This is a genomic window from Psychromonas sp., assembly GCF_983033635.1.
Map to the genome: position 1 here is coordinate 44,182 of NZ_CEZLMY010000001.1, position 19,149 is coordinate 63,330.

At 40.3% G+C, this 19,149-nt stretch carries 11 protein-coding genes; 10 read left to right on the plus strand and 1 reads right to left on the minus strand.

Annotated features, from left to right (window positions below; translation table 11 throughout):
- The first annotated feature begins 526 nt into the window (after window positions 1-526).
- The 8 genes from AC4GME_RS00195 (at window position 527) to AC4GME_RS00230 (ending at window position 12,187) form a co-directional block, all read left to right on the plus strand.
- Complete coding sequence (locus AC4GME_RS00195; RefSeq protein WP_490378870.1) at window positions 527-1,882, plus strand: glycoside hydrolase family 30 protein; 1,356 nt, start codon at window positions 527-529, stop codon at window positions 1,880-1,882.
- Between the two features lie 696 nt (window positions 1,883-2,578).
- On the plus strand, window positions 2,579-4,222 hold the full coding sequence (locus AC4GME_RS00200) for an ABC transporter substrate-binding protein (RefSeq protein WP_490378871.1): 1,644 nt from the start codon (window positions 2,579-2,581) through the stop codon (window positions 4,220-4,222).
- A 53-nt stretch (window positions 4,223-4,275) separates the two neighbouring features.
- Entirely contained in the window at window positions 4,276-5,250 is a 975-nt protein-coding gene (locus tag AC4GME_RS00205; RefSeq protein ID WP_490376717.1) for an ABC transporter permease, read from the plus strand.
- Between the two features lie 9 nt (window positions 5,251-5,259).
- On the plus strand, window positions 5,260-6,240 hold the full coding sequence (locus tag AC4GME_RS00210; RefSeq protein WP_490376716.1) for an ABC transporter permease: 981 nt from the start codon (window positions 5,260-5,262) through the stop codon (window positions 6,238-6,240).
- A complete protein-coding gene (locus tag AC4GME_RS00215; protein WP_490378872.1) occupies window positions 6,237-7,193 on the plus strand; it encodes an ABC transporter ATP-binding protein in 957 nt (318 codons plus the stop codon). Before AC4GME_RS00210 ends, AC4GME_RS00215 begins: the two co-directional genes overlap by 4 nt.
- A gap of 10 nt (window positions 7,194-7,203) precedes the next feature.
- Window positions 7,204-8,187: an ABC transporter ATP-binding protein gene (locus AC4GME_RS00220; RefSeq protein ID WP_490376714.1), complete on the plus strand. Its 984-nt coding sequence runs from the start codon at window positions 7,204-7,206 to the stop codon at window positions 8,185-8,187.
- Window positions 8,188-8,297: 110 nt separating this feature from the next.
- Window positions 8,298-11,753 (plus strand): 1,3-beta-D-glucan phosphorylase, GH149 family, encoded by a 3,456-nt coding sequence (locus AC4GME_RS00225; protein ID WP_490376713.1) that lies wholly within the window; start codon window positions 8,298-8,300, stop codon window positions 11,751-11,753.
- 8 nt (window positions 11,754-11,761) lie between these two features.
- Window positions 11,762-12,187: a hypothetical protein gene (locus AC4GME_RS00230; protein ID WP_490376712.1), complete on the plus strand. Its 426-nt coding sequence runs from the start codon at window positions 11,762-11,764 to the stop codon at window positions 12,185-12,187.
- A gap of 503 nt (window positions 12,188-12,690) precedes the next feature.
- On the opposite strand, the gene AC4GME_RS00235 is transcribed toward AC4GME_RS00230, so the two are convergent.
- Complete coding sequence (locus AC4GME_RS00235; RefSeq protein ID WP_490378873.1) at window positions 12,691-13,689, minus strand: LacI family DNA-binding transcriptional regulator; 999 nt, start codon at window positions 13,687-13,689, stop codon at window positions 12,691-12,693.
- A 512-nt stretch (window positions 13,690-14,201) separates the two neighbouring features.
- On the opposite strand from AC4GME_RS00235, the gene AC4GME_RS00240 reads away from it, so the two are divergent.
- Window positions 14,202-15,494, plus strand: a complete 1,293-nt coding sequence (locus tag AC4GME_RS00240) for a carbohydrate porin (RefSeq protein WP_490376710.1) — start codon at window positions 14,202-14,204, stop codon at window positions 15,492-15,494.
- Between the two features lie 107 nt (window positions 15,495-15,601).
- Window positions 15,602-18,823, plus strand: a complete 3,222-nt coding sequence (locus AC4GME_RS00245; RefSeq protein ID WP_490378874.1) for a glycoside hydrolase family 3 protein — start codon at window positions 15,602-15,604, stop codon at window positions 18,821-18,823.
- The last annotated feature ends 326 nt before the right edge of the window (window positions 18,824-19,149 follow it).

Here is a 19,149-nt window from a genome sequence, read left to right on the forward strand (position 1 = left end):
CGCCCTTACAAGGCGGGGGTCACTGGTTCAAGCCCAGTATCGCCCACCATCTTTAGCGCCAACAGCGATTCCTTTTTAAAAACTCCAAATGATATTTTTAACAGCATTTACTGCATGGAATAATAGTGTTATTTATCTGTGACGTTTGTCGTTCCTGACTTTTCTGATCTCACTTATTGAACTCTTTTTGTTAAATATTATTTCCACTATCCCTACCTGTATCTCCTTTGTAATAAGCTTTAGCCGAAAGTAATGGGTATTATCTCTTTGCTCAAAAAGACGTTGAGTTGCTCACTCATGAAGCTAGCGATATTAAGCGCTACTGAGCGATAAAATTAGTCAATATTGGATATATAGATTACCTGGTCAATAAAATGAATCTGCAATTTATGCAGCAGGTCTGTGTTGATTTTGTTTTATATAAAATGTGACCCGTGTCTTTGTAAGCGCTTTCTTTTCTGGTTTTGATTATTTGATACTTTAAACTTCCTGATTAGTTAGCTTTTAATAGTTTATTGGAGAAATAATGAAACTTTACCAAACAGTTAAAGATAGCGATTTTCTTTTGAGTGAAACGGATCTGGTTGATCTTCATAAAGGTTATGAGAAAGAGGATACAACGACCTATACCGATGCCGGTGAACTGCATAAGATCTATATGGATGAATCGAAAACATTTCAGGAGTGGGAAGGATTTGGAGGCGCGTTTACCGAGTCCGCTGCAGATGTTCTTAATAGAATGAGTCCGGATAAGCAGAAACAGATGATGGAAGCATATTTTCACCCGCAGAAGGGGATCGGCTATAACTTTTGTAGAACTCATATCAACAGTTGTGATTTTTCGTTAGAAAACTGGGCATGCTGTGAAACAGAAGATCCACAACTGAATGATTTTAATCTGGATCGCGATAAACAACAGATAATTCCAATGATTGAATGGGCTAAACAACTATCAGATGAAGAGATAACCCTTTTTTCTTCTCCATGGAGTCCGCCAGCATGGATGAAAACTAATGGGCAGATGAATAATGGCGGAAAGTTAAAAGATAAATATCGTCAGGCATGGGCACTTTATTATTGTAAATATATTAAAGCGATGCAAGTCGAGGGGATAACTATATCTGCCCTGACAATACAGAATGAGCCTGCGGCAACACAGGTATGGGATTCATGTGTATATACTTCGGAAGAGGAGCGTGATTTTGTCCGAGATTATCTTGGGCCTACTTTGGAAAAAGAGGGATTAGGGCATATTAAATTAGTATGTTGGGATCACAATCGTGCCGAAGCGTATGATCGAGCTCAGAAAATGTTTGATGATAAAGCTGCATGCAAATATGTCTATGGTATCGGTATTCACTGGTATATGGGAGATAACTATCAGAACCTGAAGTTGATTAATGATATCTATCCCGATAAAAAAATATGGTTTACCGAAGGTTGTCAGGAAGAGGGGCCTCATTTTGGTGACTGGAATGTGGGCGAACGTTATGCGCACTCGATGATTAATGATTTGAACCATAACACATCCGCATGGTGTGACTGGAACCTATTTCTTGATGAGACGGGTGGACCAAATCATGTTAATAATCTTTGCAGCGCACCCATTATTGGAGATACGGTTAACGATCAGGTGATTATAAATCCTTCATATTATTATTTTGGCCATTTTTCCAAATTCATAAAGAAAGGTGCGAAGCGTATCGCGGTATGTACTACAACTGATGTTATTGAAGCAACAGGCTTTATTAATCCTAATGGTGAAAAGGTATTAGTCGTATGCAATAATTCAGAACAAACTTTAACATACGCACTGCATAATATAGATAAGGGTTGTTATATCACTATGCTGCCGAGATCTATTCATACTGTGGTTATTTAACCGCTTTTATTTAAAGCTCCTGGAGATGGAACTTCAGGTAGCTTTAATATCAAATCCGATAATTTTCTATTCATTTATGCTTGTTAAAATGAATGCTAGTTTTGTTATTGATTTGATTCATAACATCCTGTTATTCACCACTTCGTGGCCAGCTAAAGCTGTTCAAAATCATTCATACAATTTTGTGTAATTAGAACAACTAGTTACTGCAATCAATGCCTTGCTTTCATCCATTTTCCCTACGCCTAAATAGATCACCTAATTAACGTAATTGGTATAAGTAAATATCCTTTTTGTAAAGAACTTTTTTAAGCCATAAAAAGTGGCACAGTTAATTTATATAATAAAAGGCAATATCTACAGAGAATATTCCTGCCTGCGCACAAATAATAGCCTGCGCCCGACAAATAACGGTTAATACTTATAATTTATTTAACACATTGATTAATCATATTAATTTTAATTACCACTAACCACTAAAGGTCGCGCAGATAATAGACTACTATTGTCTAAGTGTGATCGAAGTACAGCTTTCTAATAAATCATGTTGCCCCAGTGGTTTTCGTAGCATAATATCCCATTAAGAAAGCGCTTTCTTTGCAACATGGTTAAATTAATAATACTAAACAGTATTTGCTCATACATCGAAAAGTAACCGCTTTCTTCAGGTTATCTTAAACTAAAAAGGATTATTTAATGCATAGTAAAAAGATTTTAGCATCGATCGTAAGTGCTCTATTGATATCTTCAACCGGTGTAATGGCTGAAGATATTAAACAGGGAGGAACATTAGTCGTTCCTATTATCAATACTGGTTTTGTTGATAATTTCAACCCTTATACAACGGGTGGATTATATGACGGTGTGTTGTATGAGCCATTAATGATGTTTAACAATATGACTGGTGGTGTTGAATACCGTTTAGCAAAATCCGCTGAATATTCTGATGATTTGAAAACCATCACTGTTAAACTGCGTGATGGATTGCAATGGTCTGACGGTAAACCGTTAACGGCTAAAGATGTGGCATTCAGTTACAATATGACCAAGAGCGCACCTGCATTTGACCAAAAAGCGATTTGGACTACTGGTAATTTAATAAGTGTGAAAGCGACTGATTCAACGACTGTTGTCTTTAAATTAAATACTGCAGATTCAACATTTATTTGGGGCTTGCCTAAATACCATATCTTGCCGGAGCATATTTGGAGTAAGGTAGCTGCTAAAGACTTAGCAACGTTTATCAATCCAAATCCTGTTGGCAGCGGCCCAATGACTGATATTAAATATGTCAAGCCACAACAGCTGGAAATTTGTCGTAATGACAACTACTACCTTGAAAACCGTCCCTACATTGATTGTATTACTTTCCGCTCATACAATGATAATTCGCAAATTCAACCTGCATTAATGAAAGGTGAAATTGATTGGGGCTCTAACTTTATTGCTGATATCGATAATACTTATGTAGCTGCCGATCCTAAAAACAATCATTACTGGTACCCGGCTAATGACGCAATCCACCTTTATGTAAATACTCAAGAGAAGCCTTTTGATGATTTGAACGTGCGCAAAGCTTTATCTATGGCATTGAATCGTGCTGAGATTGTTGATATTGCTGCTTATGGTTACCCGACGGCTAACTTTAATGCAGGTGGTATCGCTGAACTTTATGCCCCATTTGTCAACAAATCAATTTCAGAAAAATATAAAGAACTTACGACATATAATCCTGAAAAAGCCAAGCAGCTGCTTGATGATGCGGGTTATAAAGATAGTGACGATGACGGATTCAGAGATATGGCTGATGGCCAGAGAATTGAATTTGATATTAATGTTGTTAGTGGTTGGACTGACTGGATCCAAGTAGTGCAGATGGTGACAGAGTATTATGAAGAGATCGGAATCAAAGCGAACGTTAAAACAGTTGACTGGTCTACTTATGACTCTGGTTTAAAAGACAGTAAATACAAAATGTCTATTAACTGGTCAATGGTTGGTACTAACCCGATTGAAGCTTACCAGACCTATTTCTTAACGTCGCAGGTTGGTAAAAGCTGGCATGCTGGTCATGGTGTACATTCAGCAGAAATTGATACGCTGATTAACAGTTTCGGCCTCACTAATGATGCTAAGAAACAACAGGCTATACTTGACGAACTGCAGGAGTTTACAGCTGAAAATATGCCGTTTATTCCACTGTTTTCAAATGCAACCTGGTTCCAGTACAGCACAGCTAAATTTGTTGGCTGGCCTAGTGAGAAAAATCCGTATGTGCAACCAGTTTTTTACAATGGCGGTAACCGTAACTTAATTATCAACAATCTTCACCTCAAGTAATTTAGTTTTATCAAAAGAGCCACTTTGTGGCTCTTTAATAATTGGAAAAAATCATGAGTTTTTTATTACGTCGACTTAGCTTTTATTTCACTGCTTTCCTGATAGCAATATCCTTTAACTTTCTACTGCCAAGAATGATGCCGGGCGATCCTGTTGAGGCAATGTTCGCCGCTGCACAAGGTAAAATGGATCCTGCACAGATGGATGCGGTAAGAGAGATGTATGGTTTTATGGACGGCTCTCTTTTTGAGCAGTACATATCATATATTCAAAGTGTCTTTACCCTAGATCTTGGACCCTCAGTATTAATGTTCCCTATTGATGTGACGACGGTTGTCGGTATGTCTCTGCCATGGACCATGTTTTTAGCATTAGGCTCATTGATTGTCGCTTTAATTATTGGGGTCTCGATAGGAACCTATGCATCATATCGTCGAGAAGGTTTCTTCGGACAATTTGTCCCGCCATTTTTAGCTTTTTTGAGTAATTTCCCCTATATCGTAACAGCGCTATTACTGTTTTACTTTTTCGGCTTACAGCTTGAACTTTTACCGCTTGCATATACCTACGACCCGGCAATAGATCCTGGATTCACTTTAGAATTTATCGGCAGTGTTTTAAAACATGCGATTTTACCTATGGGTTCAATGATTTTAGTGGGTATCGCGACTTGGGTATTTAATATGCGTAATGCGATGATCAATGTGCTTGGTGAAGACTATGTGACAATGGCTGAAGCCAAAGGCTTAAGCAGTTACCGTGTGATGTATCGTTATGCAGGTCGAAATGCAATATTACCTGTTGCAACAGCAATCGCGATGGCGATTGGTTTCTCCTTTGCCGGTTCAATTATGACTGAGGTGGTGTTTAACTATCAGGGTTTGGGAAATATCCTGCTTAAAGGGATTATGGCGCGAGATTATCCTCTTATCCAAGCCATTCTACTGATTCTGGTTTCTGCCGTGTTAACAGCAAATTTCATAGCCGATCTACTTTATGTATGGCTTGACCCTCGTATTTCTAAATAAGGTATAGATATGAATAATTCAATCACATCAGATGCTAATGCACCTGTTCCTCATCATGAAAGTGAGTTTAGACAGAAATGTCGCGCTGCATGGATGAAAACCAAAGCGTTTTTTCACGGTAATCCGCCAGCCATTATTGGTGGTTTTTTAATGACAGTTATTCTGCTTGGTGCTTTATTCGCGCCGGTATTATCCACGCATAATCCAGATAAGCGTGTCGCTAGACCGCATGAGGCCCCAAGTGCTGATCATATTTTGGGCTCAACGCGAAATGGCCGAGATGTATTTAGTCAAGTACTTCAAGGCGCAAGAAAAACGCTGAGCGTTGCTCTTTTTGCCGGCATTATTGCCACGGTAATAGCTGTTTCTGTCGGAGTTACCTCTGGTTATTTTGGTGGAAAAATTGATGAATGGATGAACTTTGCGACTAATGTATTCCTGGTATTTCCACAGCTGCCCTTATTGATTGTACTTGCGGCCTTTTTGGGGCAGGTTAGCTCGATAGTGATAGCCGTGCTGCTCGGCGTAACCTCCTGGCCTTGGGGGGCGAGGGTAATCCGCTCGCAAACATTGGCAATTCGCAGCAAAGAATTTATTATTTCTGCGGAAGTGATGGGTGAATCGAAAGTACGTATTATTCTTGTGGAAATTCTGCCTAATCTAATTTCAATCGTATTTGGTGGTTTTCTCGGCACCGTTATCTATGCAATGGGCGCTGAAGCGGCTCTTGGTTTCCTGGGTTTAGGTGATGCCACAGAAGTAAGCTGGGGATCAATGTTGTACTGGGCGCAAGTATCTTCTTCTTTATATACTGGCGCATGGTGGGAGATGCTTGTTCCTGCCATTGCTTTAGCATTAACGGGCGGTGCATTGGCACTCATCAATATGTCGATTGATCAGGTCAGTAACCCGAAACTTAAAACCGGCCCGCATCTGAAATTATGGAAAAAATTGAATAAAGAAGCAAATAAACGTAGAGGTCTAGTATGAACAAACCACTGTTAGAAATAAATAACCTTTGTGTTGATTATGTATCCCCAAATGGTATCGCAAGAGCGGTTAATAATGTCAGCTTATCGATTAAACCCGGTGAAACGCTTGGAATTGCAGGGGAATCAGGTTGCGGAAAAAGCACATTAGCCTTTGCCATTGCGCGTTTGCATAGAGCGCCGGGGTTAATACCTGAAGGGGAAATTCTTTATAATGGCAAAGATGTATTAAAAATGTCAGATAAAGAGTTGCGCGATTTTCGTTGGAACGATGCGTCTGTTGTTTTCCAAAGTGCGATGAATTCATTAAACCCGGTTATTACCATCGGCGAGCAGCTTACTGATGTGATTCTCGCGCATAAAAAAATTACTGTTAAAGCGGCCACAGAGAAGGCGGTTGAATTACTTGCTATTGTTGGGCTTCCTGGCGATCGTCTCAAAAGTTTCCCGCACCAGCTTAGTGGTGGAATGAGGCAGCGTGTTGTTATTGCGATTGCATTAGCGCTTGAACCTAAGCTTATTATTATGGATGAGCCTACCACTGCGTTAGATGTGGTTGTAGAACGCGAAATCTTAAATGAACTTTATGATTTAAAAGAAAAATTTGGGTTTTCGATTTTGTTTATCAGCCATGATTTAAGTTTGATGGGAGAAATTGCAGATCGTATTGGCGTTATGTATGCCGGTAATCTGATTGAAATTGGTGATGCGAAAACAGTATTTACTAACCCATCTCATCCTTATACCAAAGGTTTGATCTCTTCATTCCCGACGATTCATGGGCCGAAGGAGCGCCTCTACGGCATTCCTGGTGATCCGGTTAATTTGTTACATTTGCCAGAAGGTTGTAATTTTAATCCGCGTTGTGGTGATTGTATGGATATTTGTAAAAAAGATGAACCTCAGTTGATTGAATTGAGTGTCGATTACAAAGCCGCTTGTTACAAATTATAAGGAATGGATGATGGATACGTTAAAAAGTCCTGAAGTAGTACTTTCAGTTAAAAATATGATAAAAGATTTTCCTATCGGTCAGTCTAATAATAAAAAGAATTTAATGCGCGCGGTGAATGATGTTTCATTTGATTTGTGTAAAGGCGAAGCGCTGGCTATTGTTGGCGAATCAGGTTCAGGTAAAAGTACCGGAGCTCGAATTCTAACGCGTATTTATGATAAAACAGGTGGCGATATCACTTTTAAAGGGCAACCTTTAGAGGAGTTCGTTAAGGAACATGGAACGCTTGAATATGCACGCCAAGTGCAGATGATTTTCCAAGACCCGTTCGGATCACTCAATCCGGTACATTCTATTTTTCATCATATTGCACGCCCTCTGCTTATTCATAAGCGCGGAAATAAAGAAACGGTTGAGAAGCTGGTATATGAACTTCTTGAATTAGTTGGCTTGTTTCCTGCGGTTGAAACTGCAGAGAAATACCCGCATGAATTGAGTGGTGGGCAAAGACAACGTGTTGCCATTGCACGCGCACTCGCCGTGGATCCTGAAGTTATTTTAGCCGATGAACCGATATCTATGCTGGATGTATCTGTTCGCTTAGGTATTTTAAACTTAATGGCCGATCTTAAAGATAAACACGGCATTTCGTTTATGTACATTACCCATGATATTGCAACGGCAAGATATTTTGCAGAAAAAACGGCGGTTATGTATGTCGGACATATGGTTGAGTGGGGCAGCAGCGACAAAGTTACGCAAACACCACAGCATCCGTATACGCAATTACTGCTATCTGCAGTGCCGGAAGCCGGACGAAGCGGTCGTCGTGAATTGGGAGCTAAAAAAGGGGAAATACCAATGTGGAAGCCTGATACGAAAGGCTGCCCATTTTCAGCGCGTTGTCCGCGAGCATTAGATTGCTGTAGTGAGAGCTTCCCTGAAGTAACTCAAGTAGCAGATGATCATTTCATCCGCTGCCATAATATTTAATCTATTAATCATTTAGCGTAACGTGCTTATGAATATGGCTAAGATTCATACATAAGCACTTTTTTTTATTCAGCGCACAAAAGAAAGCGCTTACATTACTGGGTTTTACCATGACAAACGAAAATATTAACAATTCATCGGGCGATATCTCGGGAAAATTTGTTGCCATTGACGGCGATAAATACTATCAGATCAAAAATGCAGATCAGATGGCACCATTTTTTATCAGTGTTGTATCGGCTAGTGATCACTGGTTATTTATTTCATCTACAGGCTGCTTATCTGCTGGTAGAATTCGTCCGGAAAATGCTTTATTCCCATATAAATCTGTAGATTACATCCATGAGAGTGCGGAAAATACAGGCAGTAAGACAATTGTTAAAGTGCTAAGCGAAAACGGTTGCAGACAATGGGAACCGTTCAATGTTCAGCACAATAGTCTTTACCAGGTTCAGCGTAATCTTTATAAAAATGTTGCCGGTGATAAGATTATTTTTGAAGAAATTAACCTTGATCTGGGTCTGACCTTTAAATATCAATGGGCTACCAGTGAGCAATACGGTTTTGTAAGAACATCGACATTAAAAAATGATTCCAAGCAGGAAGTGGAACTAGAGTTAGTGGATGGCATTCAAAATATCTTGCCACCGAATGCACCGCTTGCACTTATGCAGACAAGCAGTGCGTTACTTGATGCTTATAAGTGGAATGAACTGATGCCGGAATCTACACTGGCAACCTACAGCTTGTATGCAAAATTAAGCGATCGTGCCGATCCTGCTGAATCATTACTTGCAACAACTGTGTTTAGTGTTGTCGATGACTGTCAGTCGATATTACTGTCAAGTGAGCAACTTAATGTTTTCCGTCGTGGTGAACAAGTTTGCAATGAAACGTTACGTCGTGGTTTAAGAGGTGCATATTTCATTCATAAAAACTGTCAGCTTAAACCTGGTCAGGAAAACAGCTGGAAGATAATCGCTGATATCGACAAAACACATAGTGATATTGCGACTCTACAGCAGAATTTACAGGCTAATGTAGCTGTTGAAAGTAATATCAAGCAGTCAATTGATGCCAACCATCAGGATCTTTTAATGTTGATGGCAGGCAGTGATGCTTACCAGAAAACGGCTGAAGAAGAGACGACTGTCCATCATTATGCCAATGTGCTGTTTAATAACATGCGTGGCGGCGTAGTAGTTGATCACTACTGGGTTGAAAAAGATGACTTTATTAAGACGCTGACAAATACCAATAAAGTGGTTGCGGCAAGAAATGCAGATTTCTTTGCTGGTTTAGCTGAGCGTATTGAATATCAAGAGCTAATCGCATCAGCGGCAGAGCAAAATGACCCGCAGCTTGTACGTCTTTGTCATGAGTACCTGCCGCTTACTTTCGGTCGTCGTCATGGTGATCCAAGTCGTCCGTGGAACCATTTTGAGATTAAATTAAAAGATGAAAATGGTGACCGTCTATTATCTTACCAAGGTAACTGGCGTGATATTTTCCAAAACTGGGAAGCATTAGGTCTTAGTTACCCGAACTTTATCAAATCATTTATTTCCAAGTTTGTTAATGCATCAACAGTTGACGGTTATAACCCTTACCGCATCACCAAAGCAGGTGTTGACTGGGAAATGTTAGAGGAAGATGATGCTTGGAGTAATATCGGTTACTGGGGTGATCATCAGATTATTTACCTGCTTAAATTCTTAGAACTATCTAAGAAGTACCAGCCAAAAGAACTTAATGAATTATTAAGTGCTGAAATCTTCAGTTATGCAAATGTGCCTTATGAAATTGAAGGTGTAGAAAAATTATTTGCTGATGCTAAAAACACTGTTATTTTCAACGATGACAAACAAACTGTTATCGAAGAGCGTGTTGCACAGTTAGGTAGTGATGGTCGATTGTTACTGGATACAGATAACAATGTTTATATGGTTAACCTGACTGAGAAACTATTAGTTCCTTTACTGGCTAAACTGGGTAACTTGGTTGTTGATGGTGGTATTTGGCTAAATACACAACGTCCTGAATGGAATGATGCAAATAATGCGATCGTTGGTACTGGTTTATCAATGGTAACTCTGTATTACATGCGCCGCTATGTGGCTTTCCTACAAGAATTACTTAAAGCTAACAGTGGTAATGTACAACTGTCAGCTGAATTAGCACAATGGGTTGTTAGTACTTCACAAATCTTACAAGAAGCTAATGCACTTATTAAAGTTTCAAGCATCAGCAGCGAAGCACGCAACAGTGTTCTTCGTAAACTGGCAACTGCTGCTGCGGATTACCGCGCTGCTGTTTACAAAAATGGTTTCTCAGGTAAGACAACTGTTGACTGTGCAGCTATCAGCGAAATGCTAACCGTTAGCTTGCAAGTGATTGATGAAAGTATTAAGACTAATCTACGTAAAGACGGTTTGTACAATGCTTATAACATCATCAATTACACAGCAGACAGTGTAAATGTAGATCTGCTTTATCCTATGCTTGAAGGTCAAGTGGCGGTATTATCAGCAGGTGTATTAACACCAGCAGAAGCTGTTTCTTTACTTGATAATTTATACGCCAGTGAAATGTTCCGTGAAGATCAAAAAACCTTCATGCTTTATCCTGATCGTGATTTATCTCGTTTTGCTAATAAAAACTGCATCGATACAGCACGCGTAGACGGTAATGCATTACTTAAAGAGATGGTTGCTAAAGAGGATCGTCGTATTGTAGAAATGGATGCTGAAGGTACTTATCACTTTAATGCAAACTTTGAAAATGCAGGCGTATTAGCAGCAGCGTTAGAGGCGGCTAAATCTGATTATCAGGATATCGATTCTGCAGCCTTAACTGATGTATTAGCAAGTTATGAAGAAGTGTTTAATCATCAGGCGTTTACAGGTCGCTCTGGGACTATGTTCGGTTACGAAGGGCTTGGCTCTATCTACTGGCACATGGTATCAAAACTATTGCTTGCGGTTCAGGAAAACTATTTTGCTGCATGGAAACTTGATCCTGAGTCACAGGAGACAAGAAAGCTTGCTGAATACTACTATAAAGTGCGTTTAGGTATCGGCTTTAATAAAACGCCTGACGTTTACGGTGCATTCCCGACGGACCCGTACTCGCATACGCCTAAGCAAGCCGGTGCTCAACAGCCGGGTATGACCGGTCAAGTAAAAGAGGAGATTCTAACGCGCTTTGGTGAATTAGGTCTGATTGTTGAAGATGGTCAGATTCATTTCAAACCTTCTCTGCTTAAAGAAACTGAGTTTTTATCTGCTGATGACGAATTTGATTTCATTAATCTTAATAATGAACATCAAACAATCACTCTCTCTGCGAAAAAGTTGGCGTTCACTTACTGTCAGGTTCCTTTTGTATATGAGATTGCGGGAAATGGTGTTGCTAAAGTAGAGGTTAAACTGGAGAACGATGAAACGGTACAGCTAAACACTTTATCACTTAATACAATGCTTAGCCGTCAGATATTTTCGCGTCGCAGTGGCGTTAAACAGGTCACGGTTTCTATCCCGGCAACGATGTTATTGAAAACACATTAGGAGTAACTGTGAATAGTCACCTTTTAGAGGTGTCTGAATATAATACGGCGGGATATTCTCCCGTCGTTGACTTTCAGGCATGGCGAGTCGCAATGCTCAACTACATTGATGAGTTAGAAGCTGATAAAATTGATAACTTTCAGTGTCATAACGAAACCGATGAGGTCTTTGTATTGTTATCAGGCAAGTGCATCTTATTTTGTGCTGAGCTTGATAAGCAGGGCAGTATAATAGACATAATCAGTTGGGATATGGAAATCAACAAAACCTACAATATTAAGCGCGGCATTTACCATACACATACACTTAGTGAAGATGGCAAGGTTTTGATTGTGGAAAATAGTGATACAAATGATGGTAACTCACCATCGATCATTATTGATGACACTATCCGTCAGCAGCTGCTAAAAATAACCTCAGGTTTATGGACGTAATTATTATTCGTTATTATTAAAGGCAGTTTATCTGCCTTTTTTTTCGGGATTTTTTTGGGGAAGCGAACCCTTTTAAGAATAGTGCAGCAGTAACTTCATTAATGTCGCTTTATGCCTTACAGAAACAACAAGTCACCACAATTCTGCAACAGATAACCCTTGAAGAATAAATTCACAGCTAATACCAATCCGCTTAATCTTGTGATCTGTTTTCGGAAGTTTGGCGAATTGAACGCCAGTTCAGGTTTATGAGCGGGTAAGTTCTACGAACCCTGGTTCTTCAGTCGCGCCAGTAGTATTGCGCGGTTTAAACCGCACTTCCAAATATTCAAACAGATCAATTAGTTTTGCGGATTGGTATAATTTAGCAGTTTGCAGGAGATGTTGAGCAATAGCGCGGTTAATTAACCCTTGGTAAATAGGGCGTATCTGCTAATGCAGATATAGAGTTAGGGGAGGGTGAGGCTCCCCTGATAGATAGCCAAGTAACTTGGCTATCTTAACTACTTTATTTTTTTCACTGAATCTCTAATGATCAACTCAGGCGCCAGTTTGTTAGTTACTGAATATTCATCATTATTGACTAAAGCGAGTACGCAGTTGGCGGCTTCAATACCCATTTCTATAACAGGAAAGTTAACGGTCGTGAGTTTAGGTCTTATATGCTGGCTATAGGTATCATTATCATAACCGACAAGGGAAATATCTTTGCCAACCGTAAGGCCTCTTTCACTACATACATCATAAGCAGCTAAGGCGATATTGTCGTTTTGGCAGAAAATAGCCGTAATTCCATTATCGCGATCCAGTAAACGCTTGACCTTTTCATGGTTGCCGTCATGATCAAAGCGTCCTTCTGCAATCAAGCTGGCATCGTAGCGTATGCCGTATTCAGCAAGTGCATTTCGATATCCCTGCAGGCGGTCACGGCTGTCAATTTTGCTAAGCTGCCCGGTGATACAAGCAACCTTAGTATGGCCTGATTCAAGTAAGTACTTAGTAGCAAGATATCCGCCAAGCTCATTATCGATACAGATACATTGGTTAGATAATTCAGGTATATAGCGGTTTAGAATAATTGTCGCTGTTGTTTCTTTGGCTATTTTGATTAATTCATCATCAGATAACGTATCAGAGTGAATGATTAAACCATCAACTTGTTTAGACTGAAGAAATCGAATCGAGTCTATCTCTTTTTCTTTTGATTCCTGGCCGCTAGTAACAATTAAATGCATATTTTTTTTACGAACAGTATCTTCAGCGTTATGCATCAAAGGCCCGTAGAAAGGACCTTCAAGTGAGCCTACCAGCATGCCGATACTGTTTGAACGGCTCGATGCCAGTGCTTGAGCAAAGGCATTTGGTTTATAACCCAATTTTTCTATTGCTTCAAACACCTTAATTTTATTTATTTCTTTTACCGTAGGGTGGCCATTTAAAGCTCTTGAAACCGTCGCTTGAGAAACTTGGGCAAGTTCGGATACTTCCTTAATGGTGATCAACTTACTCTCCTGATAATATTTTGTTGAACGGCTTAAACGGAGTGAACATTATTTATTATTAAAAGTGTTCACTCAGTTCAGTGACTGTAATTTTATTTTTTGAATTTTGAACCTTGAATTAACGCAGTGCAAGCGCTTTCGTTACGTTCTGACGACGTCCGCACATTATATGAAAAATCATATGCACAAGTTAGCCACTAAATCTGCATTTTTTACGTTTTGCAGATATATCAGAGCTGTTTTGTGATGTTTTCGGCTAATTAGATTAGTTCAGCAGTGAGTTTCAATAGTGTGACTCAGATCTAATGAAAGCGCTTACTTTAGTGATATTGCTCACTTTATGTCTTACATTTTATCTTTATACTTGTTTCAGAAATTGGCCAACGGGTTTTTAATTGTTTTTAGACTATTATTCAATCACGTTTGGTCATTTTTTAAAACAAGAAAAGAAAGCGCTTACTTGGTGTTTTACTTATCGATACACGGAAAAGCAATAAAATTATGGAGTTACAATGAAACTATCAAAATTAACACTTGCATGCCTTCTTGCAACATCGGGTCTTTCAGTTACTAGTGCGACTAATGCTGCAACGACTGACGGCTTTGAATTTCACGGCTACTTTCGCTCAGGTGTGATCTTAAGCGTTGAAGATGATTTTAAACGTTCAGCATGGCAAGGTGGTAAAGAAACGCTGGGTCGTTTGGGTATTGAAGCCGACAATGATATGAATTTTGAGCTGATCAAAAAATGGGCATTTGATGACGGAAAATCTATCCGTATTCATGTTGCTGTTGCCGGTACAGGTACTGATAAAGCGCTGGGTTCTTCAGTTGATGCTGACTCAACATCTAACAGTATGGGTTTTGGCCAAACATATGTTGAGATGGGCGGTATTACTGAAACTGGTACTTTCTGGGCGGGTAAACGCGATTACGGTAAAGACAACTATATCTTTATGACAGATTTCTTCTACACGCAGATGTCTGGTTTAGGTATTGGTGTGAGCGATTACGAGATCGGTGATACTAAATTTGATTTCGCTTATATGACAAGTGATAGAAATGATGCTGACGGCCGTCCGTATCCTTGGGGTTCAACTAATACTAATAACATCATGCATTCTGTTCATGTTGGCGCAAACTTTGGTAGTTTCGAGTTGCACGGTCAGGTTAAAACTATGCCTGATAACTGGGATGCTGAAGGTAATGAATACGCTGAAACAGGTGCCGATCTAACTGCTATCGTTCATCTTGATAGCTTCCTTGGTCTTCCTGGTAATGGTTTCTCTAAAATTATCGGTCAGGTCGGTGTAGGTCTAGGCTCTAATCAGTTACTAGGTGGCACACTGAATGTCTACAACGCCTATGTTGCTGGTGGCCCTGGTCCTGCAACGATGACTTACATTGATGAAGATGATCTGTCTGCACGTTTCTTACTTTGGGGTGGTTACTTCCTAGAAGGCGGTATTAATCTGTTCCCTGCGCTGCAAGCTCAATACAATGATAATGAAGATGGCAGTTCAAATTACTGGGCATCGGCAATGGTACGTCCTACCTTCCCTGTATCTGATAACTTCTTTATTGCTACTGAATTCGGTACGCAATACAACCATTGGGACAGTGGTACAGGTCAGGAAGGCAGTGGCAATAACGCTAAAGCTACCATCGCACCAACTTGGATTATCGGTACTGGCCAAGGCCCTGCACCTGAAATCCGTCTGTTAGGTACTTACTTAAATCATGCATCTACTAACGCCGGTGATGATGATTTCATTGTAGGCCTACAAGCTGACATGTGGTGGTAGGAATTATAGAATTTAGAATTACATAATTCTTTATTCTTAATTATCAAGAGCCATCACTCATAGAGTGATGGCTCTTTTGTTTTATTAATCTTGGAATAGTTATATTTATGTTCTGTAGTAAAAAATTGATGTTAACTGTGATTGTGCTCGTCACAATTTCTTCAGCTTACATTATGTTAAGCGGCAGTGATTCAGTAAGCACTGTAACAGAGTCGAAAGTACCTTATTTTGCACAGTGGCCGGCGACAGAAAGTGCGATTGGCAAAGATCCGCAAATTGAAAAGAGAATAACTGAAATACTGGCACTAATGACGCTTGAAGAAAAAGTTGGGCAGATGATCCAGCCGGATCTGCGTGAAGTGTCACCGCAGGAAGCAAAAAGCTATAAATTAGGTTCATTATTAAATGGTGGCGGTGGTTGGCCTAATAATAATAAATATTCTACAGCACAAGATTGGGCGAAAGAGTCAGATAAATATTGGTTAGCTTTAGAAGAGGCTTATCAAGGACGAGGATTTAAAATTCCGTTTATGTGGGCGACCGATGCGGTCCATGGCCACAATAATGTTTTCAAAGCGACAGTTTTCCCGCATAACATTGGTTTAGGGGCGGCAAATAATCCGGATCTTATTTATGAAATCGGTAAGGCGACCGCGCTGGAGATTGCAGCGACAGGTCTTGACTGGACATTTGCGCCAACGGTTGCAGCTCCGCGAGATTACCGTTGGGGTCGTGTATATGAAGGTTACTCGGAAGATCCGGAAATTATCTATCAATATGCCGGCCGTATGGTTGCAGGCATTCAAGGTGGGGCTGCAGGGCTTGCTGGCGACAGTAATGTTATTTCCAATGTAAAGCATTGGGTTGGTGATGGTGGTACGAAAAATGGTGTCGATCGCGGTGAGAACCATTACTCAGAAGATTATTTACGTAATATTCATGCAACGGGTTATTTTGCAGGATTAAATGCGGGTGCACAGGTTGTTATGACCTCGTTTAACTCCTGGCATAACGATGCCAATTATGATCAAGTTGCAGATGGCGAATACAATAAAAAACTTCATGGCAGTAAATATCTGGTTACCGATGTACTTAAAAACAAAATGGGTTTTGACGGGATTGTCGTAACAGATTGGAATGGTCAGAGTGAGATCTCCGGTTGTAGCGCAGCAAACTGTCCAGCTGCGGTCAATGCGGGTAATGATGTGTTTATGGTAACAGCACGTAGTGACTGGCAGGCATTTTACCGCAATGTGATTGCGCAGGTTAATGACGGCACTATCGCGTTATCACGCATTGACGATGCGGTAACCCGAATTTTACGCGTTAAACTTCGTGCTAATTTATGGGCGAAAGCAAAACCTTCACAGCGTCCAATTGCCGGACATCAAGAACTGCTTGGTTCAGATAAGCATCGCGCATTAGCACGCCAGGCGGTTAGTGAGTCACTGGTATTATTAAAAAATGCCGGCAATATTTTACCTTTAGCCGACGATCAGAAAATCCTAATTGCAGGCAGTGCTGCTAATGATATCCAGAAACAGACTGGTGGGTGGTCACTAACCTGGCAGGGCAATGAAAACAGTATTGAAGATGATTTTCCCGGTGCGACAACCCTACAGATGGCGTTACAGGCTGTTGTTGGTAGTGAAAATGTAATTACTGAGATCAGTGATACTGATGAAAACAGCGTGGCGATTGTTGTTATTGGTGAAGATCCTTATGCTGAAATGTTTGGTGATATAAAAGCCAATAAGACATTGGAATTCTCTACTATTAAACCCTCCTATCTTGCCGATTTAGAAAAGATCAAAGAGCTTAAAGCCGCAGGTTTGAAGGTGGTAACGGTTTTCTATTCCGGGCGTCCGCTTTATGTAAATGAAGAGATCAATAATTCAGATGCATTTGTGGCTGCATGGCTTCCCGGCACGGAAGCGGGTGGTATTACCGATCTGTTGTTTAATAAACAAGGTATGAACTTTACCGGGCGCTTATCTTACTCATGGCCGATGAAAAAATGTTCAACAACAATTAACCGCGTTGCAGCCAATATCCCTGATTATCAAACACCGGCAACAGAGCAGGATATCAGTGGCGAGCATAAACCATTATTTGCTTATGGTTATGGACTCTCTTATGGCTCTGACGTTTCATCTGAACATGATTTAAACAACCTAGAACTTGATTCCCGAGATTTTGGTTGCGGTCAGAATGCACCTGATGACGGTGTTGCAGCAACTAATATGGAAATTTTTGGTCGTGACTCCTCTGCAGAATTTGTGGCAAGGATCGGGGGGGATGCAAATGGCTGGGCTGGTGTTGATGTTTCAAATGGTAGTGAAACCTCGATCGGTGGTTTAACAACAACGCCAATTAACAACAAACATCAACAAGATGCATTGAATGTCGTATTTGACGGAAAAAATGCTGCGCAGCTGTATATGCAGACGGGTAATACATTAACCCTTGATAAAAATGCCTATGCTAATGCTGATTCAACATTACAGTTCGATATTCGTATGATCAAAGCGCCAACGGCAGACACTAAAATCGCGATGCATTGTGAGTGGCCATGTTTAGCTGAAGTCAAAATTAATGATTTTTTACCAGCCGTCTCAACTGACTGGACAAGGATTAAAATTCCGCTTAGTTGTTTTACCAGCGCAGGAATGGACTATTCGTTATTAAATACCTCCTTCTTGATAACGACCGCTGGTGAGGCTGAGTTTGATTTAGGTGAAATCCGTTTTGTCCCTCGTAGTCTCGATGCAGCCACTGATCAACTGAGTTGTGCATCTTTAGCCGAGCCTGTATTAGCTCCATTAGATGAGGCTATCTCTGTTATTTGGAGTGATAGCTGGAAACCGAGTGTCTCAGTATGGAGTGCGCATACAACAGACTGGAGTCCTGCACCCGATCTTATTACCACTGAAACCGTTGTTGATAATGGCAGCTCTGTGGTGAACGTAACCTACAACGCAGACAGCCCGGAAACAGACAAAGGCGTGGTTATTTTAAGTGGTGAAACACAAAATTTAACTAACTATGCGGCTACGGGAACATTGCTGTTTGAGCTGCTGGTTAGCAATTATGCTGCTAATGTTGACGGATTGGTGGTCAAAATGGAAGGCCCGGCGAGCAGTGGTGCGGAATATTTCCTGCCTGCTATTGCAGTTGGTAAATGGACAGCTATTTCAGTGCCAGTTAGCAAATTAGTTACTGATGAAATAGTGAAAACGATTGCTAAACCCTTTGTAATATTACCAGCGTGGGCTAACCCTCAAGCGGGAGTGGAATTTAGTTTCAAAAATGTTCGCTTAGTTAAATAAGAGATAATTTAGTTAAGTAGCTAGATAAGAGGAGAGAGGGTTACCTCCTTCCTCTTATTAAACTTTGTATGACCGGTTATATACCCAAACTACTTATTAATCTGGATTTCTATCTAGGTGGTTTGGTTATATATGATATTTTCTCTAAGAATGGAAATTAAGAATATGCTAAAAATAAATAGACAAACCTCGGTAATTAAACGTATGTATGCCGGATTTACAGTGATGGTTATACTCTTTGTCGCGACTGTCGCTTTAATGTTGAATGGCACAAGTCGCATTCACAACCAACTTCAATCTGTGAATATGGATGCGCTGCCGCTGGT